Origin of the sequence: Pseudomonas fluorescens (genome assembly GCF_902497625.1) — a bacterium.
GTDB lineage: Bacteria > Pseudomonadota > Gammaproteobacteria > Pseudomonadales > Pseudomonadaceae > Aquipseudomonas > Aquipseudomonas fluorescens_BQ.
In genome coordinates this window covers 1-25,085 of sequence record NZ_CABVGX010000064.1, presented here as the reverse complement: position 1 = coordinate 25,085, position 25,085 = coordinate 1, and the positions used below count along the sequence as shown (strand labels likewise).

Here is a 25,085-nt window from a genome sequence, read left to right as displayed (position 1 = left end):
CCGGTGCGCTGGCCGTTGCTCGCGCGCGGCACCATGGATCAAGGGCCGGACGCTGCGCGGGATTTCGTACAGGGTTTTCTGTCGGCGCGACTGGAAGATGCACCGTGTGTCTGCGTGTGGCTGATCGGTTTGCCGGCCGTGCGGTTTGCCGGTGAGGCGAATGCCGAATCCTTCAACCGTGAACTCCAGGTCGAAGGCCTGGGCTCGGTCTGGGCCCTGCCGGGTCTGGAATTATTAATGGAAGAGCCACAGCGTAAGGCTGATGTCTGGCAAGCCATGCGTCGGCTGATGGCGCGCTGGAAAGAATCAAATGAGTGACGCTGTATCGTTTCGCCCGATGACCGAGGCGGACCTCGACGCTGTGCTGAAAATCGAATACGCGGCATACAGCCATCCGTGGACGCGCGGGATTTTTCTCGATGGTCTGGGCAAGTATCAGATCTGGCTGATGTTCGAAGGCCAACAGCAGGTCGGCCACGGCGTGGTGCAAATCATTCTCGATGAAGCGCACCTGCTGAACATCACGGTCAAACCGGAGAATCAGGGGCGCGGGTTGGGTTTGACGCTACTGGAGCACTTGATGTCGATCGCCTACAAGGCAGAGGCGCGGGAGTGTTTTCTGGAAGTGCGCGACAGTAATCGCGGCGCGTTTCGCTTGTATGAGCGCTACGGTTTCAACGAGATCGGCCGGCGCCGGGATTATTATCCAGCGGTCGGCGGGCGCGAAGATGCTGTCGTCATGGCCTGCACCTTGGTGGATTGAGGCCCCGTAGGAGCCTTCGGCAGCTCCTACAGGGTTGTTCGGTCAGCCTTGAATTCAACGATTCCCGTCCAGCGGGTCCCGTCGCGCCAGCTCTTCTTCATCGAGTCCGTTGCCACCGCCGATTTCGTCCTCGTCGACAATGCTCAGGTCCCAATCCGCCTGCTCACCCTCTCCAGCTTCCCGGGCATCGCGCGCACCGTCCTCACGAATTAACGTTTCCGGACTCATGTCGTCATCGGTAGGCTCGTGGTCGTCGGTCGAAGCCCCGGTCATGCCGGCCTCGCGAACACGTTCTTCCGGCATCAATTGCTCACGCTCGTTTTCCGGCAGCTCATCGCCGATTTTCGCGCTCGGCTCTTCGTTGTCGAAATCCAGCTCATGCATGGAACCCATGCGGTCTTCGTTGTCATCGATAGGCTCGGGCTGAGTCGCATCGAAAGGACGTCGTGAATCAGTCATGGCAATTCCTCATACTGTGGGCCTTACTAGGTGGACCCCCTCGGCTCGCGGGAATTCCACCGGCATTGATTGTGGAATCGCCGTAATATCGATCAGCGGAAAAACCAACTGCATCTGGCGCGTGACCCCGACCCAGGGTTGTTTGTCAGAACAGCGCACTATTCACGAGGCGTCATTGCATGAACGAATTACAAGATCTGATTGATAACAACGCGCGTTGGGCCGATGCGATCAAACAGGAAGATCCTGATTTCTTCGCCAAGCTGGCCCGTCAGCAAACTCCGGAATTCCTGTGGATCGGCTGTTCGGATGCGCGCGTGCCGGCGAACGAGATCGTCGGCATGCTGCCTGGCGACCTGTTCGTCCATCGCAACGTGGCTAACGTGGTGCTGCACACTGACCTCAACTGCCTGTCAGTGATCCAGTACGCAGTCGACGTGCTGAAGGTCAAACACATCCTCGTCACCGGTCATTATGGTTGCGGCGGCGTGCGGGCCTCGATGCAGGATCGCCAGTTGGGCCTGATTGACGGCTGGCTGCGCTCGATTCGCGATCTGTATTACGAGAAACGCGAAGAGTTGGCGAAGTTGCCGACCGAAGAAGAACGTGTCGACCGTCTTTGCGAACTCAACGTCATCCAGCAAGTGGCCAACGTCGGCCATACCAGCATCGTGCAGAATGCCTGGCATCGCGGGCAGAAACTGTCGATCCACGGTTGCATCTATGGCATCAAGGATGGGCGCTGGAAAAGCCTGAACGCCACCATCAGTGGCTTCGAGCAATTGCCGGCGCAGTACCGTTTGCGTCCGGTCGAAACATTGTAAAGACTTCAGCCAAGGATCTATGCGGCTGATTCTACAATCGCGGCACCGGTGTGGCGGGCGCAGGTGCCGGCGCTTGCAGCTGCCTGAGTTCCGACTGGACCGGCGAGGTTGCGCACTTGGCGGCGGCTTGCTCGGCAGGCAAATTGCGGATCGAGGTGTAGAACAGCTCGCAGGTTTTCTCTTTTTGCGTCACTTGCCAGGTTTGCGTACAGCTTTTCAGTTGGGCCTGAGGATCGCTTCCGGGTTTGCGGCCCATTGCGGCTTGCCAGCACGCAGCGCTCAAATCCTGACCCATGACTTTCAGACCGGCAGCATCGCCTTTGGCTGGCGCATCATCACCGGTGTAGCTGTCCGGGTTAGCCGCGTACCAGATATAACTCGGATGATTGGAACCCAGCACCGGCACTTTCACCCCATCGCCGGGGCTGATCGTCGCCAGGCCAAGTACGTCCACGCTCGGTCCGTATTGCTGTTTGATCCAGGTGCGCACAGGCGCGCCGAAAGCAACCATCGGCAACGTAGCGCCGCTGGCGTTGCGGCTCATGACCTTGACCATGGCGGTCTGGTAGTCCTTGAAATAGTCATACACGCCTTCCAGATCCTTGCCCGCGCTAGACGGTGCGGCAATCGGCGCAATGTCGATAATGGTCTGGTAGCCGGGTGTCTGTTGTGCGGGGATGCCGTTCTCGGTCAGCAGTGTGGCCCAGCGATCGGTGGTAGCTGACCGCAAGTAGTCCTGCGCCTGGGTCAGCGAATAATCAGGCGGAAAGTGCAGCAGTTCAACGCTCTTGCGATTGTCCAGCGCCATGCCCAGCGGCAGGAACAAATACCAGTTGTAAGCCCACTTGCCATCGGCATTCAGCTTGCTGGCGCCTTGGTAGGCCAGGTCGCCAGCCTCAAGCAGGCCAGCCAGCGGTTGTCCGTAGCCATCGGGCACGCCGCTGATTTCAACGTAGAGCTGATCGTTATCAGTTCTGACCCGCACCTTTGCGGCGCTGTAGCCGTCGCGCTGCACGCTTTGCGTCAGGTAATGCTCTACGGTTTGCTCCAGTGTCCAGTTGCGAAAGCAGATGACGTTGCAGTTGTTGGGGTAGGCAAAAAGACGGGTGACGCGTTCAGTGCTGCCCAGCTTCAGATCAACATCGGCGTGGGCGGCGGTGCTCAGGGCGAGTGCGGCGAGGGTGAGTCCTGCGAGTTTGAACATGCTTGGATCCTTCAGCGTGTGGGCCCGGAAGCAGGGCGAGCACATACTGAAACAGACTGCGCTGAACAAAAAGCAGGGCCGATAAAAATGATCGGCCCTTTTTGCGTTTAAGGCAGCACCGGCGGCGAGTACGTCAACGTCGTGCCCAACGCCCACAGCAGAAACAGCACCAGCGGCGTGTGCACCAGCAGCTGCACGAAGGAGAAACCGATCAGATCACGGGCCTTGAGGCCCAGTACGCCCAGCAGCGGCAACATGTAGAACGGGTTGATCAGGTTCGGCAGCGCTTCGGCAGCGTTGTAGATTTGCACCGCCCAGCCCAAGTGGTAGTTCAGGTCATTGGCCACTTGCATCACGTAAGGCGCTTCAATGATCCATTTGCCGCCACCTGAAGGAATGAAGAAACCGAGAATCGCAGAGTACACACCCATCAACAGCGCATAGGTGTCGTGGGACGCGATGCTGACGAAGAAAGTCGAGATGTGATGCGCCAGCGTTTGCGCATCGCTGCCTTTGACCGTGGTCATCAGCGCGGCAATCGAACCGTATAACGGGAACTGGATCAGCACGCCGGTGGTGGTCGGCACGGCGCGGGACACCGCGTCCAGAAAACTGCGCGGGCGCCAGTGCAGCAGCGCTCCGAGCATGATGAACAGGAAGTTGTACGTGTTGAGGCCAGAGATCGCAGTGATCGCCGGTTTGGTCGAGAACTCGTGGAACAGCCATCCGGCCGCCAGCAATACCAGCACAATGATCAGCAGCGGACTGTGCTCCAGCCATTCGCCGGGACGTGTGCGCGGCCGCAGCGGCGGCAGATTGAAGCTTGGATCGATACCACAGGCTTCGGCATCACGCGCAGAGTTCGGCCCGGGTGCGGTGGCATAGGCGATGATCAGCGAGACCACGATCAATGCCAGCAGCATCACACCCGATTGCCAGAGGAAAATCGTTTCGGTGAACGGAATTACCCCGGTGATCGACAGAATCGACGGCGGCAGGCTGCCCGGATTGGCCTGCAACTGCGCTGCCGACGAAGACAAGCCCAAGGCCCATACCGCACCGAGACCCAGGTAAGCGGCGGCGCCAGCGGCACGGTAGTCCATTTTCAGATCCGTGCGGCGGGCGAGGGCGCGCACCAGCAAGCCGCCGAACACCAGCGACAAGCCCCAGTTCAACAACGACGCGACCATCGAAATCAGCGCTACCCAGGCCACGGCCGAGCGACCGTTCTTTGGAATACGCGCAAGGCGATCAATCAGCTTTACAGCAGGCGGGGAGCTGGCCACCACATAACCGCCAATTACCACGAAGGCCATTTGCATGGTGAACGGGATCAGGCTCCAGAAACCGTCGCCGAAAGCCATCGCAGCATCCGTGGGTTTGGCGCCCATGAACAGCGTGGCAACCGCGACAATGATCACCGCCAGTGCGGCAAACACCCAGGAGTCGGGGAACCAGCGTTCGGCAAAACTTGAGCAGCGCAGGGCAAAGCGGGCGGAGCGGCTATCTTCGATATCAGCGGCCACGGGAGTACCTCGAATTTTTATGTTTGTTGTGGTCTTCAAGCCGCAAGGGCCGTTTTGACAGGTGCCAACAGTAAAACAATCAGTCACGTTTTGTGACGAACTTTTAGCAATTCATGACTATGGTCTAACGGCTTGTTCGTGGGCGCGTTTGCGTGGACCATGTGCGCCTTGGTTTTTAGCCTGTGCCAGAGTTATTTTGATGACTGCTCAGATCGATTCGCGTCCGGCGCCTTTCAGCCGTTCGGACTACAAGACGCTGGGGCTCGCGGCCCTTGGCGGCGCGCTGGAAATCTACGATTTCATTATTTTCGTATTTTTTGCCCTGACCTTGAGCCAGCTGTTTTTTCCGCCGGAAATGCCGGAATGGCTCCGCCTGCTGCAAAGCTTCGGGATTTTCGTGACCGGGTATCTGGCGCGGCCGTTAGGCGGGATTCTGATGGCGCATTTCGCCGACCGGCTCGGTCGCAAGAAAGTCTTCAGTCTGAGCATCCTGATGATGGCGCTGCCGTGCCTGCTGATCGGCATCATGCCGACCTACGCGCAAATCGGCTATTTCGCGCCGCTGTTACTACTGGCGCTGCGGATTTTCCAGGGTGCTGCCGTGGGCGGCGAAGTGCCGAGCGCCTGGGTATTCGTTGCCGAGCACGCGCCGGTTGGGCATCGCGGCTACGCGCTCGGCTTTCTGCAGGCCGGATTGACCTTCGGTTATCTGATCGGCGCTCTGACCGCGACCTTCCTCGCGCAAGCCTATACCCCGCAGGAAATTCTCGATTACGCCTGGCGCTACCCGTTTTTGCTCGGCGGCGCGTTCGGCATCCTCGGCGTCTGGTTGCGCCGCTGGCTCAGCGAAACCCCGGTGTTCATGGCGATGCAGGCCCAGCGCGAGGCCACCGTCGAACTGCCATTGCGCACTGTCCTGCGTGAGCATCGCCTGGCCATGCTGCCGGCGATGCTTCTTACCTGTGTGCTGACCTCAGCGGTGGTGGTGTTCGTGGTTATCACGCCGACCATGATGCAAAAAACTTTCGGCATGACCGCCAGTTACACCTTTGGCCTGAGCGCGTTGGGTATCGTTTTCCTCAACATTGGCTGCGTGCTGGCCGGTTTGCTCGTCGACCGCATCGGCGCCTGGCGCACCGTCATGCTGTACAGCCTGTTGCTGCCGCTGGGCATCGGCGTGCTTTATACCTGCCTGATTACCGGCGGTGAGTGGATCGGCCTTGCCTACGCAGTTGCCGGCCTCTGTTGTGGCGTGGTCGGGGCGGTGCCGTCGGTGATGATCAGCCTGTTTCCGGCTCGGATTCGCGTCTCGGGAATTTCATTCACCTACAACATCGCCTATGCCGCCTGGGCAAGTATCACGCCGCTGCTGCTGATCGGTCTGATGCCGTGGAGTCCGTGGATCTGCGTGATCTTCTCGGCGGTGATGGGGGCAGTGGGCGTGGGTAGCGCGGCGTATTTCGGCGCGCGGATGCCCCGGTCTGTAAATTGCCGCGCTGCCGGGGCTGTCTGATCGCTGTATTTTGTCGGACAACCCTGCAATAAGCTTCAGAAAAAATCCACCGAGCCGATGGCATAGCTATAAGCAGCTACCATTCCTGCCAACGGTACTTCCCCCATGTTTAACAAACGCTTGAAGCAGGAGCTGTCGGCTCTTCGCGAAGAACTCTCCAGTCTGCAACAAGTGAAGGAAAGTCTGGACCGCGAAATGCTGGTCCTGACCCTGAGTCCGGATGGACGTGTTCACTCGGTCAATCAGAACTTCATGGACGAAATGCTCTACAAGGGCGGCGACTTGATTGGACGTCCTCTTGAAGACATCGTACCCGCGCACGTCAAGTCCAATGATGCCTATCAACGTTTCAAGACTGCGCTCACCCAGGGAGAGCATTTTGCCGGCGCCGTGCGGTTGTTGCGTGGCAATGGCAAGGAAGCGTGGCTGCGCTCGATCTTGCAACCGGTGCGCTCGCAGGATGGTCGCATCAAACACTTCTCCATTTATTCCAGCGACCTTACCCGCACCATCGAAGCCTCGCGCGAGCATGAAAACCTGATTGGTGCGCTGGTGCGTTCCACCGCGGTGATCGAGTTCGACCTCGACGGCAATGTACTCTCGGCCAACGAACGGTTTCTCAACGGTATGGGTTACAGCCTGGCGCAGATCAAGGGCAAACATCACCGTACATTTTGCGAACCGCAGGAATACAACAGCGCCGAATACCAGGCGTTCTGGCGTCGCCTGAATGCCGGAGACTTTGTGGCCGACCGCTTCAAACGTGTCGACAGCCACGGTCGAGTGGTCTGGCTGGAGGCGTCCTACAACCCGGTGGTCGACGCCAACAACCGGCTTTACAAAGTGGTGAAGTTCGCCACGGTGATCACCGATCAGGTTAATCAGGAGCAGGCCGTCGCTGAAGCGGCGAACATTGCCTACAGCACCTCGCAACTCACCGACAGCACCGCTCAACGCGGCACGGCCGTAGTCACTCAAGCGGTGGGGGTGATGCGTGATCTGGCCATACACATGCAAGCCGCCGGCGACGGCATCGAGGCGCTGAACGCGCAATCACTGGTCATTGGCAGCATCGTCAAAACCATCAGCGGCATTGCCGAGCAAACCAACCTGCTGGCGCTCAACGCAGCCATTGAGGCGGCGCGAGCCGGTGAGCAGGGGCGGGGGTTCGCAGTGGTGGCGGACGAGGTCCGTCAACTGGCCTCACGCACCAGTCAGGCGACCGACGAAATCGTCGTGGTGGTGCGGCAGAATCAGGACATGGCGCGCAACGCCGTGGCCCTGATGACCGACGGTCAGCGCCAGGCCGAGCAAGGCCTGGCGCTGGCGGCAGAGGCGGGCACGGTGATCGTCGAAATTCAGGAAGGCGCGCAGAAAGTGGTGAGCGCGGTCGGCCAGTTTGCCAGTCAGTTGTCGACATAAACCCGGCGTCACTGCATTGCGGGGCTACACCCAAACGTCATTTTGCGCGGTGCGCTCGCCACCCTTGTCGCCGGTGTTGAGTACGCCTCTGGGTTCGATCAGCAAGAGTTTCACCTCCTGTTCGGCGGAGGGTTTGTGCTCGACACCTTTGGCCACTACGTACATTTCTCCGGCATTTACCAAGACCTGGCCATCACGGAAGTCGATGCGTAACTGGCCTTCAAGAACGATGAAGGTTTCATCGGTGTCGTGGTGGTCGTGCCAGATGAAATCGCCTAATAGCTTAACCACCTTGAACTGATAGTCGTTCATTTCGGCAATAACGCGCGGCGTCCAGTGTGGGCCGATCAGGGATATTTTCTCGGCGAAGTTAAGGCTTTCGTAGGCTTTCATGAAACAGGTCTCCTGATTGATCGTGAAACCACGATAACCAGTGCCCCGTCGCGCATCTTGTACGATTGTGCGTCGCTCAGCGGCGGTGCATTTTCACCCAGCGCGCCGGCGTCAGTCCGTAGGCTTTGCTGAATTGACGGGTCATATGGCTCTGGTCAGTGAAACCGGCGATCAGTGCCGCACTGACCAATGACTGGCCCTGCATCAACAGAGAACGAACCAGATCAAGACGGCGCATGGTCAGGTAACGGTAGGGGCTGGTGCCGAACAACAGACGAAAATCCCGTGACAGACTCCAGCGATCACGGCCACTGTGGTGCGCCAGTTCCTCCAGCGTAACGGTGCGATCCAATGCGCTGTGCATGTATTCCCGAGCGCGCTCCGCCGCCACGTAATCGAAACCTGGGCGCCCGGTCTTCACGCCGGACTCATGGTTCAACGCGTGTGCCAGATCGAACAGCGCGTCCTGTTCTTCCAGCGGTTCGAGCGGGCATTCGAGGCTGCGCAGCAAGGTTTGCGTCGCAGCGAACAAGTGCGGATGGTGGGACAGCCCGTTCTTGATGAACGGCAGCGGCTGACCGCCGAGCATCTGCTGGATCAGCGCCGGCTCGATGTACATCATTCGGTATTGAAACCCGCTCTCGGTGCCTGCTTCGCCATCATGCACCTCGTCCGGGTGCAGCACCATCGTCGCGCCGGGCAGGCTGTGCCGCCAGCCGCCGCGATACTGAAAACTCTGCACCCCGGCCAGGGTATGACCAATGGCATACGTGTCGTGACGGTGCAGGTCATAACCATGCCCGGCGAAATACGCCTCGAAACGCTGCAGGCCACTGACGTCGGGGGCGCGGTGGAACCAGTCGTGGCGGGTCGGGGGTTTGGTCATGTTGAGGTTGTCTCACTGTTATGCGGCTTACATTAACCCGGCGTCGGTCTGCTGTCTCCCAGCCGACCGACTGGGAATGTACGCCGTGCCATGTTCACCGGGTGCTGCGCTGGATCTAATCCCCCAACGCCTCACCTTCCCGCCGCGGATCCGCACCCCCCGCGAGCGATGCTTTGCCCTGTGCATCCTTGACCCGGACGATCGCCTGCGTGCCGCTGGTCATGTCGATTTCGCTGAGGGTGTGCCCCTTGGCTTTCAAGGCCTCAATCAGCTCTGCGCTGAACTGTCCCTGCTCCAGTTCCGTCGGGCCGTTACGGCTGCCGAAGTTGGGCAAGTTGATGGCGGTTTGTGGGTCAAGCTTCCAGTCGAGCAGGCCGATCGCGGACTTTGCCACGTATTCGATGATTTGCGACCCACCCGGCGAGCCAAGGGTGGCGAGAAATTCGCCGCTCTGACGGTCGAAAATCAGCGTCGGCGCCATGGATGAGCGCGGGCGTTTGCCGGGTTCGACGCGGTTGGCTACCTTCTGTCCATTCTCTTCCGGGATGAAGGAAAAGTCGGTCATCTGATTGTTGAGCAGAAAGCCTTGAACCATGAGGTGCGAGCCGAACGCCGATTCGACCGTGGTGGTCATCGACACGGCGCCGCCGGTGTCATCGACCGCCACCACTTGCGAAGTCGAAATACGCATCGGCGACCGGTCCGGTGCGTACGCCACCTGAATGCCCGGTGGCGTGCCAGGTTCTGCCATGCCCATGCTGCGATCGCCGATCAGGGCGGCCCGGCTGGCCAGATAACCCGGGTCGACCAGACCTTTGACCGGGACGGGGACGAAGTCCGCATCCGCGAGGTATTGCGCGCGGTCGGCGTAAGCGAGACGCTCGGCTTCGGAGATGAGGTGCACGGCTTGCGGAGCCGGCTCGATGCCCGCCGCTTTAGCGGTTCTGACCGGCGCGAGTGTCGCCAGGTTGAAGCGTGGTTCACGCTGTTCCAGTGCCTGCAAGGTGCCGAAAATTTGTGCGAGGGCAATACCGCCGGACGACGGCGGGGGCATGCCGCAAACCTGCCAGCGCTTGTAGTCTGTACAGAGTGGCGGGCGTTCCTTGGCGGTGTAACCGGCGAGGTCACTCAGCGACAGGCTGCCGGGATTGGCATGACCCTGAACCTTGGCGACGATTTCCTGCGCAACCGCGCCTTTGTAAAGCGCATCCGGACCTTCTATGGCGATGCGTTTCAACACGGCGGCCAGCGCCGGGTTTTTCAGGCGCGTGCCGACGGCTTTCGGGCTGCCGTCGGCATTCAGGAAGTAGGCGACCATTTCCGGAGAACTGCGCAGGGATCTGTCCGAGGTAATCAACTGATGCAGGCGAGGCGAAATCGCGAAACCCTGCTCGGCAAGCTGGATCGCCGGCTCGAACAGCCGCGCCCACGGCAGGCGTCCGTGTTTTTGATGGGCCAGCTCCAGCGCGCGCAATACACCCGGAGTGCCCACCGAACGACCGCCGATCTGCGCTTGAGTGAACCCCATCGGTTTACCGTCCTCTTGCAGGAACAGCGTTTCGGTTGCCTTGGCTGGCGCGGTTTCCCGGCCGTCATACGTGCGCACATTCCGGCCATCCCATAGCACGATGAATGCACCACCACCGATGCCCGATGACTGCGGCTCGACAAGCGTCAACACCGCTTGCATCGCAATGGCCGCATCAATCGCTGAACCGCCTTCACGCAAAATCTCCCGGCCGGCTTCTGCTGCTAGCGGGTTTGCCGCTGCGGCCATGTGTTTGGAGGCGTATCGGGTTTTCAGATCGGTGCGATAGCCCGAACCGGCTTCCGGGGCAATCGGCAACGTGGAGGAGGGCGGGGCGCTGCAAGCGGCAAGGGTCAATGCGAGCGCGATCAGTGAAAGTGTTGACCGGCGATGGCGGCTCAAAGGCGATATCGAGAACACGCGGGGCGCTCCGTCCGTGGGAAAGATCTGAGGACTTTATCGGCGGATGCTGGGTGACGCAAACAGCGGACTTCAGTAGAGACGCATTTGGGCCGTCGGATTCGGTCACTTTTCTCGAGGCATAAAAAAACGGCCTACCTTTCGGTAAGCCGTTTTTAGTACTTGGTGGCTACACAGGGACTTGAACCCCGGACCCCAGCATTATGAATGCTATGCTCTAACCAACTGAGCTATGTAGCCAAGTGGCGCGCATTATTCACCGCTAACAGGGATGCGTCAAGCGTAAATCTAAAATATTTCTCTACACTTTCAACCGCTTATCCCTCCAGCGTGAAAAATATGACTCAGGCATGGCTCAACTGAGCTGAAACCTTCCTGTATTTGCGCTCAGCGCCTTGCTGCCCTGGCTCAGGGTATCGGCTGCCAGGTTCACTGCCCGCGCGCCCTCAAGCAGACGTACTGCAGCCTGATCGACTTGCTGGATATTGCCGCTGACCTCATCGGCGGTCGTCGCCTGCTCGTCGACCGCTGTGGCAATTTGCGCCAGGGTGTCGGTGACGCTCTGCACGGCGCTGGCGATTTCACCCAGCCGTTCGCCGAGTCCGGTGACGGCGTGCGCATCGGATTGAGCCTGACCACAGGCTGCTTCCATCAAACTCACCGCTTCATTCACCGTGTTGCGCAAGCTGTCGACGGTGCCGGCAATTTGCGCGGTAGAAGACTGGGTGCGTTGCGACAGGCTACGTACTTCATCGGCCACCACGGCAAAACCGCGCCCTTGCTCACCGGCCCGGGCTGCCTCGATAGCCGCGTTGAGTGCCAGCAGGTTGGTCTGCTCGGCGACGCCGCGAATAGTGTCGACCACCAGTTGAATCTGTTGCCCTTGTTCACTGACCCGGCCCAGCGCTGCAGCTGTCTCGTTCAAACGCTGATTAAGTTGCTGAATACTGGCCGTGGTGCGCAGGCTGTCGCGGCTGCTGTCGGCGGCGATGCGCTGAGTGTTTTGAGCGCTTCCGGAGGCTTGCTCGCAACTCTGGGCGACACCTTGAGAGGTGGCGGCCAGTTGCGTTGCGGCAGCGGCAATCTGACTGATCTGTAGTTGCTGCGCTTCGACTTCGCCCAAAGCTCCGCTGGAGTGATGATTGAGCGTGCGTACTGCGTTGCTCAACTGCAGCGTCTCGTGATCGACCCCGAGCAAACTGTTGCGCAGTTGCACCACGGCGACGTTGAGCGCGATGCTGATGGCGGCCAGCTCGTCGCGGCCCTGCACCGGCACTTGCAGACTCAGGTTACCGTCGCGCAGGGCTTCGGCCAGCAGTGTGATGCCGCTGGCGCTGCGCCGAATCGAGGTTTGCAAACAAATGAACAGGTACAACGCGGCCAGCAGCAGGCAACCTAAAACGGTTGCCACCAGGATGAACTGGCGAATCGCCGAACCGTAGTAATGATCCAGACGTTGATCGAGTGAGAGCAACGATTGCTGACGCAGCGCAGCGAGGTCGGATAACAACGCGTCCAGGCTGCGCTCGAACTCGTCCGGCTTGAGGTTGATGCTGCCGCCGAACACGCCGTCATCAAGCATTTTCAGCTCGGCATCGAGGTGCTTGAGGCTGCCGTTGTATTGGCCCGCCCAGGCGTGTAATGCGCTGGGCAAGCGGGCCTCTAGCAGTCCAGCGGTTTTGACCAGTTGTTCGCGGGCGTCACCGATGCGGCTGCGCAAGTCGCGTAACTGCAGACGGCTCTGCAGGGTGAATTGTCCGGACACCACCGAGGCCTGACCAACACTGGCCAGACGGGCAACTCGTTCGATCAGATCGGGCGCGTGCTGTGTGGAAATCTGCGTCAGCAAATAGGTCTCCAGCCATGGCGCGAGGGTCAGACGATTGTCCATGGCGATCTGTTCACGCAACGCCTGCAAACTGCTCAGGGCGCTGGTGAAACGATCGTAGCCATCGGGCCACCAACCCACGCTGCTCAGGCTTTTGGAATCGAGCCCATTGAGCGCCAATTGCAAGGCTTGATAGCGCGCCAGCGTGTCGGCTTCGGCGCCTTCGGTTTGCAATACCGTGCCAAGGTCTGTCGTGGCTTGGGCAAGGGCCGGCTGAACCGCGTCGAACGCCGCCATCGCGGCAAGGGTCGCCGGCGTCGGCTGACGATTGGTTTCAGTGGCACGCCAGCGAGCCGCCCGATTACGCTGAGCGGCGAGCAAGTTGTCCAGTGCGTCCAGCGCCAGCAACTGTCGGACTCCCGCGCGCTCGCCGGAAATCAGGCTGAGTTTGTCGCGATAATCCTGACCGATCATCAACAGGCTGCCCGCCAGCGGCAGAATAAACAGCAGAAACAACAGCTGAAATTTGCGTGCGAAGCCGAAACGCCCCAGCAACCTGATCCCCGGTGATAAAAAAACCTGCATGCCCCATGACTCCCTTGGGCACCACGCACTCATTGCGTGCGTCCAGATCGCTGCGACCCGAACCCGTGCCCCGTTAAAAGCCTCGAAAGTTCACCCTTGTCTGCTCTGTAGGCGGACTCTGTAGCGAAACTTCCCATTCTCGGCGCGCTTTGTAAGTGCACCGGGTTGAAGCAGATTACCAAGGCAAGATTCAGACCATGGCGTTGCGCTATCACCATTTATTGAGGTCGTTAGCACGCTAAGGGGATGGCGCTGCCGCACCGAAAAATGGCACATTGACGCACCCGCTGTTTGCACCCACCTGCTGTACGGAAAACCTCATGGCTATCAGCAATGCCCAGACCGGCCCAACGCCGGCGTCCGCGACTTCACAGAGCAGCCCGTTGGTCATGCGCATCATTGGCGCGGTAGCGTTGGCGCATTTGATCAACGACCTGATTCAGTCAGTGCTGCCGTCGATTTACCCCATGCTCAAAGCCAACTATGGCTTGACCTTTACCCAGGTTGGCCTGATCACGCTGACCTTTCAGCTGACGGCGTCGCTGCTGCAGCCGTGGGTGGGTTACCACACCGATCGCCATCCCAAACCCTGGCTGCTACCGGCGGGGACCGTGTGCACCTTGATCGGTATTTTGCTGATGTCGGTGGTCGGCAGTTTTCCGATGATTCTGCTGGCGGCGGGGCTGATCGGTATCGGTTCTTCGACCTTTCACCCGGAAGCCTCGCGGGTTGCACGACTCGCCTCAGGCGGACGCTACGGTTTGGCGCAATCGACGTTCCAGGTCGGCGGCAACGCGGGCTCGGCATTCGGGCCGCTGCTGGCGGCGGCAATCATCATCCCCTTCGGTCAGGGCCACGTGGCGTGGTTCGGACTGTTCGCGGTGTTCGCTCTGTTTGTGCTCTACCGGATCAGCCGCTGGTACGCCAATCACCTGAATCTCTTCAAGTTGAAACAAGGTCAGGCGGCGACACATGGCTTGTCGAAGGGCAGGGTCACCAGTGCATTGGTAGTCCTTGGTTTGCTGGTGTTCTCCAAGTACTTCTACATGTCGAGTCTGACCAGCTACTTCACCTTTTACCTGATCGAGAAGTTCGACCTGTCGGTGGCGAGTTCGCAGCTGCATCTGTTTCTGTTTTTGGGCGCGGTGGCGGCGGGGACCTTTTTTGGCGGGCCGATCGGCGACAAGATCGGGCGTAAGGCAGTGATCTGGTTTTCTATCCTGGGGGTCGCGCCGTTCACCTTGATGCTGCCCCATGTCGACCTGTTCTGGACCAGCGTGCTCAGCGTGGTGATCGGTTTCATCCTGGCTTCGGCGTTCTCGGCGATCGTTGTCTATGCGCAGGAACTGGTGCCAGGCAATGTCGGCATGATCGCCGGCGTGTTCTTCGGCCTGATGTTCGGCTTTGGCGGGATTGGTGCTGCGTTGCTTGGGCACCTGGCGGATATTCACGGGATTGAGTACGTGTATTTCCTGTGTTCGTTTTTGCCGTTGCTGGGTGTGTTGGCGATTTTCCTGCCTCGGACGAAGAAAGCCTGATTCACATATTTCCTCTGTAGGCGCCGGCTTGCCGGCGATGAATGATCACGTGGACTGACTGCACAAACGCGGTGTCTGGATCGCCAGCAAGCCGGCTTCTACAGGGTGATGGAGTGGTGCAAATTCCAGGCACAAAAAAGCCGCGTATCAAACGCGGCTTTTTCTTGCGCGGGGTCTTACACGTTGAAACGGAAGTGCATCACGTCGCCGTCTTTAACGATGTAATCCTTGCCTTCCAGGCGCCATTTGCCGGCTTCTTTAGCGCCGGCTTCGCCCTTGTACTGGATGAAGTCGTCGTAGGCGATGACTTCGGCGCGGATAAAGCCTTTTTCGAAGTCGGTGTGGATCACGCCAGCGGCTTGTGGTGCGGTGGCACCGACGCGGACGGTCCAGGCGCGAACTTCTTCAACGCCGGCAGTGAAATAAGTCTGCAGGTGCAGCATTTCGTAGCCGGCGCGGATGACGCGGTTCAGGCCAGGCTCTTCGAGGCCCAGGGCTTCGAGGAACATGTCTTTCTCTTCGCCGTCGTCAAGCTCGGCGATTTCCGCTTCGATCTTGTTGCAGACCGGAACCACCATGGCGCCTTCTTCTTCGGCAATGGCCTTGACCACGTCGAGCAGCGGGTTGTTCTCGAAACCGTCTTCAGCGACGTTGGCAATGTACATGACCGGCTTGGTGGTCAGCAGGTGGAAACCACGCAGCACCGCTTTCTCGTCGGCGTTCATGCCCTTCATCAGTGTGCGCGCCGGTTTGCCCAGGGTGAAGTGAGCGATCAATTGCTCCAGCATGGCTTTCTGAACCACGGCGTCCTTGTCACCGCCTTTGGCGTTGCGGGTGACTTTTTGCAGTTGCTTCTCGCAGCTGTCGAGGTCGGCGAAGATGAGTTCGAGGTCGATGATCTCGATGTCGCGTTTCGGGTCGACGCTGTTGGAGACGTGAATCACGTTCTCGTCTTCGAAGCAGCGGACCACGTGTGCGATGGCATCGGTTTCGCGGATGTTGGCGAGAAACTTGTTGCCCAGGCCTTCACCTTTCGAGGCACCGGCCACCAGGCCGGCGATGTCGACGAATTCCATGGTGGTCGGCAGGATGCGCTTGGGATTGACAATGGCAGCCAAGGCTTCAAGACGGCTGTCTGGCATCGGCACGATACCGGTGTTCGGCTCAATGGTGCAGAAGGGGAAGTTCTCGGCCGCGATCCCGGATTTGGTCAGGGCGTTGAACAGGGTGGACTTGCCGACGTTAGGCAGGCCGACGATGCCGCAATTGAATCCCATGGTGTTTCCCCTCGGATAAGTGTCAGGCCTTCTGGCTGTGCAGGTTTTTCATCGCGCGGTTCCATTCCCCGGCGAGGATATCCGGCAGCACGCCGAGGGCAAAATCGATGCTCGCATCGAGTTTTTCCTGTTCGGCGCGTGGCGCACGACCCAGGACGAAATTTGAAACCATACTGGCTACGCCCGGGTGGCCGATGCCAAGCCGCAAGCGATAGAAGGTATTCTGATTGCCCAGCTGCGCAATGATGTCGCGCAACCCGTTGTGACCGCCGTGGCCGCCGCCTTGCTTGAGCTTGGCAACACCGGGTGGCAAGTCGAGTTCGTCGTGCGCCACGAGGATTTCTTCAGGCGTAATGCGGAAGAAGCCGGCAAGTGCCGCGACGGCCTGGCCGCTGCGGTTCATGTACGTGGTGGGAATCAGCAGACGAACATCCTGACCCTGGTGCGAGTAGCGCCCGGTCAGGCCGAAATATTTGCGATCCGCCACAAGGTTGACGCCTTGTGCGTTCGCGATGCGCTCAACAAAAAGGGCCCCTGCGTTATGCCGGGTCTGTTCGTATTCAGCGCCTGGATTTCCCAGGCCAACGATCAGTTTGATGGCAGTCACGATAGGGGCCCTTCCTTGGAGTGGTGGATAACATCGCCGCGATCGGTATATGCGGCGAAAGTGGACGACAAATGCTCATTTACCGTTATGTAAACTCCGCGTTCTCGCCCGCTTTCTCGCTACGTACCAGTCCGCGATGTTACCTGCTCACTCCGGCAGTACAGAGTGAATTACTCTGCAGCGCCTTCTTCAGCAGCTTCTTCTGGAGCAACACGTGGAGCGTGGACGTTGGCAACAGCCTTGTCATCACCGTGTGCCAGAGCAACAAACTCAACGCCTTTAGGGGCTTTGAGGTCGGACATGTGAATGATGTCGCCGATTTCAGCTTTCGACAGGTCGACTTCGATGAACTCAGGCAGATCTTTCGGCAGGCAGGTCACTTCGATTTCGGAAGTCACGTGCGAAACTTCGCCGCCTTTCTTGATCGGAGCTTCTTCACCAACAAAGTGTACCGGCACGATAGCGGTCAGTTTCTGGCCAGCTACAACGCGTACGAAGTCGGCGTGCATCACGTGGCCTTTGGCCGGGTGACGCTGCAGAGCTTTGATGATGACGTTTTGCTTGGTGCCGCCAACGTTCAGCTCGATGATGTGGCTGTAAGCCGCATCGTTTTCGAGCAGTTTGGCAACTTCTTTAGCCAGCATGCTGATGGATTCAGGGGCTTTTTCGCCACCGTAAACTACAGCAGGTACCAGGCTTGCGAGACGACGCAGGCGGCGGCTCGCACCTTTCCCCAGGTCGGAACGCACTTCAGCATTCAGAGTAAAATCGTTCATGTTGTATCTCCAAAATAACCACATTCGCCCCAGCGTTTGCGACCAGCGCTAAAGGCGATATGGGCAAAAAAGCCCCGCCCCGACAGGAATGCCGGGGCGGGGCGCTTTTCGTCAACGAGATGCAATGGTAAGGGCAGGGCCCTTAACGGAACATCGCGCTGATCGATTCTTCATTGCTGATGCGGCGAACCGCCTCGGCAACTACCGGTGCGATATCCAGTTGACGGATACGCGCACAGGCTTGTGCTGCAGCGGACAACGGGATGGTGTTAGTCACCACCAGCTCGTCCAGCACGGAATTTTCAATGTTTTCGATGGCTCGACCCGACAGCACAGGATGTGTGCAGTAGGCGAACACCTTGGCAGCGCCATGCTCTTTCAAAGCCTTTGCCGCGTGGCACAAAGTGCCGGCGGTATCGACCATGTCATCGACCAGGATGCAGGTACGCCCTTCGACATCACCGATGATGTGCATCACTTCAGAGTGATTGGCTTTCTCACGGCGTTTGTCGATGATCCCGAGATCCACGCCCAGGGATTTGGCCACAGCACGTGCACGCACGACGCCGCCAATGTCCGGGGACACGATCATCAGGTTTTCGAAGCGCTGATCTTCAATGTCATCCACCAGAACCGGGGAGCCGTAGATGTTATCTACAGGAATATCGAAGAAGCCCTGGATCTGGTCAGCATGCAGATCAACCGTGAGAACACGATCGATGCCGACGACGGTAAGCATGTCAGCCACGACTTTCGCGCTGATAGCCACACGTGCGGAACGCGGACGGCGATCCTGGCGGGCATAACCAAAGTAAGGAATTACAGCAGTGATACGAGTAGCCGAGGAGCGGCGGAAGGCATCAGCCATCACTACCAGTTCCATCAGGTTGTCGTTGGTCGGAGCGCAAGTCGGCTGGATAATGAAGACATCTTTACCGCGGACGTTTTCATTGATCTCGGCAGTAATTTCGCCGTCGGAAAACTTGCCGACAGAGATGTCACCGAGAGGGATATGCAGCTGACGTACAACACGCCGAGCCAGATCGGGGTTGGCATTCCCCGTAAAGACCATCATCTTGGACACGCGCAGTACCTAGAGGCTGAGGGTAACCTGGATGAGTATGGAAAATGGCAGGGGCGGCTGGATTCGAACCAACGCATGGCAGGATCAAAACCTGCTGCCTTACCGCTTGGCGACGCCCCTGTATCTGTTGCAACGAGTACCCAGTACTCGGTTCCTTTAGAGCAGATTTTGCAGCTTGCGATGCAACATCGAAACGTTGCTTCCTTTTGCTACAAACCCTGTAAGGGTCTCTGTAAGAAGGGCCGAGACTTTATCAGCTTCAGCTTTGCTTGGGAAGCCCCCAAACACACAACTTCCAGTTCCGGTGAGTTTTGCTTCGGTAAATTTACCTAACAAATTCAAAGCGTTACGAACATCTGGATAACGCCTTGCTACCACCGGTAAGCAGTCATTTCGACTGTTTCCCTTGGGAACGGGGCGCACTTTAATGGGAGGAGAGTTACGTGTCAACAGTGGATCTGAAAAAATTTCTGCTGTACTTACAGATACTTGCGGCACCAGCACGACATACCACGGTTCTTCGGGCTCTACAGGGGTGAGTTTCTCCCCAACGCCCTCCGCAAAAGCGGCGTGCCCGCGCACGAAAACCGGGACGTCGGCCCCCAGCGTCAGGCCCAGCGCGGCCAGGCGGTCTTCATCCCAGCCGAGTTGCCATAGGTGATTCAGCCCTAGCAATGTCGTTGCGGCGTTTGAACTACCACCGCCGATTCCGCCGCCCATGGGCAGGATTTTTTCAATCCAGATGTCGATGCCGAGCGCGCAGGCGGATTGCTCCTGAAGCTTTTTCGCCGCTCGTACGATCAGGTTACTGTCGTGAGGCACGCCATCGAATTCGGTGTGCAGGCGAATAACACCGTCGTCACGCACGGCGAAGGTGATTTCATCGCCATAATCGAGAAACTGAAAAATCGTCTGCAACTCGTGGTAGCCATCTTCACGGCGACCGAGAATGTGCAGCATCAGATTGAGCTTGGCCGGAGAGGGCAGCGTCAGGCGTGGCGCGCTCATGCTCATTGCCCCAGTTTGCGCGGTTGCCATTCCTTGATCACCAGGGTGACGTCAAGGTCGGCGCCGTGCAACTTGATCCGCTCGGGCAGCCAGAAGCCGTTCTGTTCGGCATAGCTCAGGTATTCGACCTGCCAGCCATCCTGGTCAAGATTTGCCAGGCGACTGTCGCCATCCAGGGTCAGGCGGCTTTTGCTGTCAGGCGCCGGGAGTCCGCGCACCCACCAGGCCAGATGCGAAACCGGCAACTTCCAGCCCAGTTGCTCTTCGAGAAGTTGCTCTGGTGTCGGCGCTTCATAGCGACCCTGATTGGCCACTTCCAGCGAAACTTTGCCGGGACGCCCGGTCAGACGCGCTGCGCCGCGACCCAGTGGACCGGACAAACGAATGTCGTAATAGTCCTGCCGCTGCAGCCAGAACAGAGTGCCGCTGCCTGAGTCTTTCGGTGCGCGAATGCCGATTTTTCCGTTGATCTGCCAGCCGTCCAGGCCGGTCAGTTGCTGTTTGTGCTCGCGCCATTGGCCCGGATCGCCTTGACCCTGGACTGACTCGCGTGCACCGAAGCCCGCACAACCGGCGAGCAAGGCGATAAAGCTGAAAACGATGAGGTGGCGCAAAAACATAATCTTAAAAAGTCTCTGATCCGGTCAGGCGCTTGATGGTACTGCGCAGGATTGGGCTATCGGGTTGTTCTTTGAGGAATTTGCTCCAGATCTGCCGGGCTTCACTTTGTTTGCCGTTGGCCCACAGCACTTCGCCAAGGTGTGCGGCGACCTCCTGATCGGGGAAGCGCTCGAGCGCCTGACGCAGATAGCGTTCGGCTTCATCGAAGTTGCCCAGGCGGAAATTTACCCAGCCGAGGCTGTCGAGTACCGCCGGGTCTTCCGGAGTGATCTGGTGTGCCCGTTCGATCAGCGCCTTGGCTTCGTCGTAACGAGTCGTACGGTCCGACAAGGTGTAACCGAGGGCGTTCAGTGCCATTGCGTTGTCCGGATCACGCTTGATGATCAGACGCAGGTCGTTTTCCATTTGTGTCAGGTCATTGCGTTTTTCCGCCTGCATGGCGCGGGTGTACAGCAGATTGAGATCGTCTGGATACTGCTGCAAGGCTTTGGCCAGCACCGACCAGGCCGCGTCGCCCTGTTTGTTGGCGGACAGGGTTTCGGCTTCGATCAGGTAAAGCTGGATGGCATAGTCAGGTTGCTCGTCCCGTTCAGTCGCCAGACGCCGTTGCGCTTCGCCGGTCTTGCCGTTGCTCATGAGGATATCGGTCTGACGCAGTTGCGCGGGCAGGTAATCGTTGCCGGGCCCGACCTGGGCATACTCAATGAGCGCGCCCTGAGGGTCATTGCGCTCTTCCGCGATTCGACCCAGGTTCAAGTGAGCGGAGTCGACGTGGCTTTCCCGTGCGATCAGGTCTTCCAGATAGCCCTTGGCCTCTTCCCAGGCCTTGGCTTCCAGGCACACCAATGCCAGGGAATAACGCAAATCGTCGTCATCCGGGTATTGCTGAACCAGACTGGAGAACTCGACTTTGGCGTCGTCCATACGGTTCTGTTCGACCAGTGTGCGCGCATAAGTCAGGCGCAGGCGCTTGTCGTCCGGATACTTCCTGATGCTTTTCTTGAGCAGCGGCAGTGCCTCGTCGCCACGATCAAGCCCTTGCAGCAGGCGTGCACGCAGCAGAATCGGGGCCACTTCGCCGTCTTCCGGCGGATGGTCTTCCAGCAGGGCCAGTGCACCTTTGCCGTCTCCATCCTGCTGCATCAGCAAAGCCTTGCCGAATATCAGCTGGCTGTTGTTCGGGTGTCGCTGCAACAACCGGTCAAAACTTTTCGTCAGGCCGTTACGGGTATCCTGGTCGGTGTCGGCGGCGGACAGGGCCAGAAAGTCGAAGTGTGTATCGCCTTTGCCCAGCAGGACTTTCTCCATGTACACCATTGAGTCGTCGTAACGCCCGGCGCGCGCCAGTTGCACGGCCGCTGCCCGTTGCGCCTCAAGGTCGTCCGGGGCGTTTTTCGCCCAGATCAGCGCGGTGTCCAGAGCAGCCTGATCGGCGCCGAGGTATTCAGCGATACGGAATGCCCGTTCGGAGATGCCCGGATCCTGGGTATTGATGGCTTGGGTGACGTAGTTGTCCAGGGCAATATCGAAACGATTGCGCTGGCCAGCGAGTTCGGCGCTCAGCAGGCTGAAGACGGTTTCTTCACTGAACGAGCCGTAAACCTTGGGCTTTTCAGGCGCTTTGACGCTGTCTTCGACCGGCGGCGTACCGTCCGACGAAACGGGTGCCATGGCCTGGCAGCCGCTGAGGAAGACTAAAGCGAGGAGCAACGAGGAAGATCTATTCATATAGGAAGAGGACGACTAACCTGCGGTCGGATCATCATGACACAAGCGTTGGGCCAAACATAACCGGCCGGCCAATTTACCCTTGCACCCCGGCAGGTGTTGGCGACCTGACTTGAAAATTGAACTCAACCGGCATGAGCCGGCTTGCCGCCGATGGTCGTGAACGATGATTCGGTTACTCTGCAGCAGACACGGCGCCTGCATACCCGTCGCCAGCAAGCCGGCTTCTACAAGTGCGCCATGCACCTCGGGCAGGTCGTAAACGAGAACTGCTCGCAAACCCGGGCATCGCCTACCAGGTCAATAGATATCGAGTAGTTGTTCTCAATCTGTTGAAGTAGGACAATTGCCGGCTTCACGTCACCATCAGCGACTTTGAATGGCCTTCCTTGCACTCGGTATCAACCACAAGACTGCTTCAGTAGACGTCCGCGAGCGCGTGGCCTTTACGCCTGAGCAACTGGTTGAGGCATTGCAACAGCTCTGCCGACTCACCGACAGCCGCGAAGCGGCGATCCTCTCCACCTGCAATCGCAGTGAGCTTTATATAGAACAGGATCACCTTTCGGCTGACATCGTGTTGCGCTGGCTGGCCGATTACCATCATTTGAGCCTCGAGGACCTGCGCGCCAGTGCGTACGTGCACGAAGATGATGCGGCAGTTCGTCACATGATGCGGGTTGCTTCCGGGCTTGATTCGCTGGTGTTGGGTGAGCCGCAGATTCTTGGCCAGATGAAGTCGGCCTATGCCGTGGCTCGCGAGGCCGGGACCATAGGCCCGCTGCTGGGGCGCTTGTTTCAGGCGACCTTCAATGCCGCCAAGCAAGTGCGCACCGACACCGCTATCGGTGAGAACCCGGTGTCTGTCGCATTTGCGGCGGTGAGCCTGGCGAAACAGATTTTCAGTGATTTGCAGCGCAGTCAGGCCCTGTTGATCGGTGCTGGCGAGACCATCACTCTGGTTGCCCGCCATTTGCATGAGCTGGGCGTGAAACGCATCGTGGTCGCCAACCGCACGCTGGAACGCGCGAATATTCTGGCCGAGCAATTTGGTGCCCATGCAGTACTGCTCTCGGATATTCCGGCTGAGCTGGTGCGCAGCGACATCGTCATCAGCTCCACCGCCAGTCAGTTACCGATCCTCGGCAAAGGCGCCGTTGAAAGCGCCTTGAAGCTGCGTAAACACAAACCGATTTTCATGGTCGATATCGCCGTACCGCGGGATATCGAGCCGGAAGTCGGCGAGCTGGACGACGTGTATCTGTACAGCGTCGACGATCTCCATGAAGTGGTCGCGGAGAACCTCAAGAGCCGGCAAGGTGCAGCCCAGGCTGCTGAAGAGATGGTGACGGTCGGCGCCGAAGATTTCATGGTGCGCTTGCGTGAGCTGGCGGCGGTGGATGTGCTCAAGGCGTATCGCCAGCAGAGCGAGCGCCTGCGCGACGAAGAATTGCAGAAAGCTCAGCGCATGCTGGCCAATGGTAGCAGCGCCGAAGATGTGCTGGTGCAATTGGCGCGCGGCCTCACCAACAAACTCCTGCACGCCCCGAGCGTGCAGTTGAAAAAGCTTTCTGCCGAGGGTCGCCTCGACGCACTGGCTATGGCCCAGGAACTCTTTGCCCTCGGTGAGGGCTCATCGGATAGCTTTTCGGATAAGAAACCGCAATGAAAGCGTCACTGCTCAATAAGCTGGACATCCTCCAGGATCGTTTCGAGGAACTGACCGCGTTGCTTGGCGACGGCGAAGTCATTTCCGATCAGACCAAATTCCGTGCCTATTCCAAGGAATACGCCGAAGTCGAGCCGGTGGTCGAGACCTATAAACAGTTGCTCAAGGTGCAAAGCGACCTCGAAGGTGCGCAGGCACTGCTCAAGGACAGCGACCCGGACATGCGCGAAATGGCCGTGGAAGAAGTTCGCGAAGCCAAGGAGCAACTGGTCGAAATCGAGGCGAGCCTGCAACGGCTGCTGCTGCCCAAGGATCCGAACGACGGGCGCAACGTCTTTCTGGAAATTCGCGCCGGCACCGGCGGCGACGAGGCGGCTATTTTCTCCGGCGACCTGTTCCGCATGTATTCGCGTTACGCCGAGCGTCGCGGCTGGCGCGTGGAAATTCTCTCGGAAAATATTGGCGAGCATGGCGGCTATAAAGAAGTCATCGCCCGGGTCGAAGGCGAGAACGTCTACGGCAAATTGAAATTCGAATCCGGCGCGCACCGCGTGCAGCGAGTCCCGGCGACGGAATCCCAAGGACGGATTCATACGTCGGCCTGCACCGTCGCCGTATTGCCCGAGCCGGATGAGCAGGAAGCGATCGAGATCAACCCGGCGGATATCCGGGTGGACACGTACAAATCCTCGGGCGCTGGGGGCCAGCACGTCAACAAGACAGACTCGGCGATCCGCATCACGCACATTCCGTCCGGCATCGTAGTCGAGTGTCAGGAAGAGCGTTCGCAGCACAAGAACCGTGCCCGGGCGATGGCATGGCTGTCGGCTAAACTCAATGACCAGCAAACCAGTGCAGCCGCCAATGCCATCGCCAGTGAACGCAAGTTGCTGGTGGGTTCGGGCGATCGTTCCGAGCGGATCCGCACCTATAATTTTGCCCAGGGCCGGGTGACTGATCACCGCGTCAACCTGACCCTGTACTCGCTCGATGAAATTCTCGCCGGTGGCGTGGATGCGGTCATTGAACCTTTGCTGGCCGAATACCAGGCTGACCAATTGGCAGCGATAGAATGACGATCATTGCGAGTTTGCTGCGCGCGGCCGATTTGCCCGACTCGCCGACGGCGCGTCTGGATGCCGAATTGTTGCTCGCGGCAGCACTGGGCAAGTCACGCAGTTTTTTGCATACCTGGCCGGAGCGCATTGTCCCCAGCGACGCAGCGTTGACGTTCGCCACTTATTTGCAGCGCCGTCGGGGCGGTGAGCCGGTGGCGTATATTCTTGGCCAGCAGGGTTTCTGGAAACTCGATCTGGAGGTCGCGCCGCACACGCTGATCCCGCGCCCGGACACCGAGTTGCTGGTGGAAGCGGCGCTGGAACTGATCCCGGCGACACCGGCCAGGGTGCTGGATCTTGGCACCGGC

Annotated in this window: 21 protein-coding genes, 2 tRNA genes and 3 pseudogenes; 10 read left to right on the top strand and 16 right to left on the bottom strand. The window is 59.0% G+C overall.

Annotated features, from left to right (window positions below):
* Together F8N12_RS25655 and rimI are read left to right on the top strand one after the other, a co-directional pair.
* Positions 1-318 (top strand): annotated as a pseudogene (locus tag F8N12_RS25655) (energy transducer TonB); the annotation flags it as partial.
* Positions 311-763: a ribosomal protein S18-alanine N-acetyltransferase gene (gene rimI / locus F8N12_RS25650; protein WP_028624736.1), complete on the top strand. Its 453-nt coding sequence runs from the start codon at positions 311-313 to the stop codon at positions 761-763. The pseudogene F8N12_RS25655 and the gene rimI, both read left to right, overlap by 8 nt.
* 54 nt (positions 764-817) lie before the next feature.
* Here the strand turns inward: rimI and F8N12_RS25645 are convergent, their stop codons facing one another.
* On the bottom strand, positions 818-1,222 hold the full coding sequence (locus F8N12_RS25645) for a serine kinase/phosphatase (protein ID WP_150582879.1): 405 nt from the start codon (positions 1,220-1,222) through the stop codon (positions 818-820).
* A 179-nt stretch (positions 1,223-1,401) separates the two neighbouring features.
* Between F8N12_RS25645 and can the strand changes: the two genes are divergently transcribed.
* Complete coding sequence (gene can / locus F8N12_RS25640; protein ID WP_150582878.1) at positions 1,402-2,046, top strand: carbonate dehydratase; 645 nt, start codon at positions 1,402-1,404, stop codon at positions 2,044-2,046.
* 31 nt (positions 2,047-2,077) lie between these two features.
* Here can and F8N12_RS25635 read toward each other — a convergent pair whose 3' ends face one another.
* The gene (locus tag F8N12_RS25635) at positions 2,078-3,250 is read right to left on the bottom strand and encodes a hypothetical protein (RefSeq protein WP_150582877.1); all 1,173 of its coding nucleotides are present in this window, start codon (positions 3,248-3,250) and stop codon (positions 2,078-2,080) included.
* Positions 3,251-3,357: 107 nt separating this feature from the next.
* On the bottom strand, positions 3,358-4,776 hold the full coding sequence (locus tag F8N12_RS25630) for a short-chain fatty acid transporter (RefSeq protein ID WP_150582876.1): 1,419 nt from the start codon (positions 4,774-4,776) through the stop codon (positions 3,358-3,360).
* Positions 4,777-4,975: 199 nt separating this feature from the next.
* Between F8N12_RS25630 and F8N12_RS25625 the strand changes: the two genes are divergently transcribed.
* From F8N12_RS25625 to F8N12_RS28365, 3 genes and pseudogenes are all read left to right on the top strand, one after another.
* Positions 4,976-6,289: an MFS transporter gene (locus tag F8N12_RS25625; RefSeq protein ID WP_150582875.1), complete on the top strand. Its 1,314-nt coding sequence runs from the start codon at positions 4,976-4,978 to the stop codon at positions 6,287-6,289.
* 105 nt (positions 6,290-6,394) lie between these two features.
* Positions 6,395-7,171, top strand: a pseudogene (locus F8N12_RS28370) (PAS domain-containing protein); the annotation flags it as partial.
* Positions 7,151-7,711: a methyl-accepting chemotaxis protein gene (locus F8N12_RS28365; RefSeq protein WP_263596527.1), complete on the top strand. Its 561-nt coding sequence runs from the start codon at positions 7,151-7,153 to the stop codon at positions 7,709-7,711. The pseudogene F8N12_RS28370 and the gene F8N12_RS28365, both read left to right, overlap by 21 nt.
* Before the next feature lie 24 nt (positions 7,712-7,735).
* Here F8N12_RS28365 and F8N12_RS25615 read toward each other — a convergent pair whose 3' ends face one another.
* The 5 genes from F8N12_RS25615 to F8N12_RS25595 all read right to left on the bottom strand — a co-directional run bounded on the left by F8N12_RS25615 (position 7,736) and on the right by F8N12_RS25595 (position 13,351).
* Complete coding sequence (locus F8N12_RS25615; protein ID WP_150582873.1) at positions 7,736-8,104, bottom strand: cupin domain-containing protein; 369 nt, start codon at positions 8,102-8,104, stop codon at positions 7,736-7,738.
* Positions 8,105-8,180: 76 nt separating this feature from the next.
* Positions 8,181-8,990, bottom strand: coding sequence for an AraC family transcriptional regulator (locus tag F8N12_RS25610; protein WP_150582872.1), 810 nt, complete (start codon positions 8,988-8,990; stop codon positions 8,181-8,183).
* Positions 8,991-9,105: 115 nt separating this feature from the next.
* Positions 9,106-10,938 carry a gamma-glutamyltransferase gene (ggt, locus tag F8N12_RS25605; RefSeq protein WP_150582871.1) on the bottom strand — a complete coding sequence of 611 codons (1,833 nt, stop codon included), beginning with the start codon at positions 10,936-10,938 and terminating at the stop codon, positions 9,106-9,108.
* Positions 10,939-11,101: 163 nt separating this feature from the next.
* Positions 11,102-11,178, bottom strand: a tRNA-Met gene (locus F8N12_RS25600).
* 115 nt (positions 11,179-11,293) lie between these two features.
* Positions 11,294-13,351, bottom strand: coding sequence for a methyl-accepting chemotaxis protein (locus F8N12_RS25595; protein WP_150582870.1), 2,058 nt, complete (start codon positions 13,349-13,351; stop codon positions 11,294-11,296).
* A gap of 320 nt (positions 13,352-13,671) precedes the next feature.
* Between F8N12_RS25595 and F8N12_RS25590 the strand changes: the two genes are divergently transcribed.
* Positions 13,672-14,889: an MFS transporter gene (locus F8N12_RS25590; RefSeq protein WP_150582869.1), complete on the top strand. Its 1,218-nt coding sequence runs from the start codon at positions 13,672-13,674 to the stop codon at positions 14,887-14,889.
* Between the two features lie 176 nt (positions 14,890-15,065).
* Here the strand turns inward: F8N12_RS25590 and ychF are convergent, their stop codons facing one another.
* The 8 genes from ychF to F8N12_RS25550 all read right to left on the bottom strand — a co-directional run bounded on the left by ychF (position 15,066) and on the right by F8N12_RS25550 (position 21,990).
* Positions 15,066-16,166 (bottom strand): redox-regulated ATPase YchF, encoded by a 1,101-nt coding sequence (gene ychF, locus F8N12_RS25585; protein WP_150582868.1) that lies wholly within the window; start codon positions 16,164-16,166, stop codon positions 15,066-15,068.
* Between the two features lie 22 nt (positions 16,167-16,188).
* Positions 16,189-16,773, bottom strand: a complete 585-nt coding sequence (gene pth, locus F8N12_RS25580) for an aminoacyl-tRNA hydrolase (protein ID WP_010458286.1) — start codon at positions 16,771-16,773, stop codon at positions 16,189-16,191.
* Positions 16,774-16,943: 170 nt separating this feature from the next.
* Positions 16,944-17,549 carry a 50S ribosomal protein L25/general stress protein Ctc gene (locus F8N12_RS25575; protein WP_150582867.1) on the bottom strand — a complete coding sequence of 202 codons (606 nt, stop codon included), beginning with the start codon at positions 17,547-17,549 and terminating at the stop codon, positions 16,944-16,946.
* 142 nt (positions 17,550-17,691) lie between these two features.
* A complete protein-coding gene (locus F8N12_RS25570; protein ID WP_003171603.1) occupies positions 17,692-18,633 on the bottom strand; it encodes a ribose-phosphate pyrophosphokinase in 942 nt (313 codons plus the stop codon).
* A 45-nt stretch (positions 18,634-18,678) separates the two neighbouring features.
* Positions 18,679-18,753: transfer RNA gene (locus tag F8N12_RS25565), tRNA-Gln, on the bottom strand.
* A gap of 36 nt (positions 18,754-18,789) precedes the next feature.
* The gene (ispE, locus tag F8N12_RS25560; protein WP_150582880.1) at positions 18,790-19,641 is read right to left on the bottom strand and encodes a 4-(cytidine 5'-diphospho)-2-C-methyl-D-erythritol kinase; all 852 of its coding nucleotides are present in this window, start codon (positions 19,639-19,641) and stop codon (positions 18,790-18,792) included.
* 2 nt (positions 19,642-19,643) lie between these two features.
* Positions 19,644-20,261, bottom strand: coding sequence for a lipoprotein insertase outer membrane protein LolB (gene lolB / locus F8N12_RS25555; RefSeq protein WP_150582866.1), 618 nt, complete (start codon positions 20,259-20,261; stop codon positions 19,644-19,646).
* 4 nt (positions 20,262-20,265) lie between these two features.
* Positions 20,266-21,990, bottom strand: a complete 1,725-nt coding sequence (locus tag F8N12_RS25550) for a tetratricopeptide repeat protein (RefSeq protein ID WP_150582865.1) — start codon at positions 21,988-21,990, stop codon at positions 20,266-20,268.
* 379 nt (positions 21,991-22,369) lie between these two features.
* On the opposite strand from F8N12_RS25550, the gene hemA reads away from it, so the two are divergent.
* From hemA to F8N12_RS25535, 3 genes and pseudogenes are all read left to right on the top strand, one after another.
* Positions 22,370-23,659, top strand: a complete 1,290-nt coding sequence (hemA, locus tag F8N12_RS25545) for a glutamyl-tRNA reductase (protein ID WP_150582864.1) — start codon at positions 22,370-22,372, stop codon at positions 23,657-23,659.
* Positions 23,656-24,735, top strand: coding sequence for a peptide chain release factor 1 (gene prfA / locus F8N12_RS25540; RefSeq protein ID WP_150582863.1), 1,080 nt, complete (start codon positions 23,656-23,658; stop codon positions 24,733-24,735). Before hemA ends, prfA begins: the two co-directional genes overlap by 4 nt.
* Positions 24,732-25,085, top strand: a pseudogene (locus tag F8N12_RS25535) (protein-(glutamine-N5) methyltransferase, release factor-specific); the annotation flags it as partial. The gene prfA and the pseudogene F8N12_RS25535, both read left to right, overlap by 4 nt.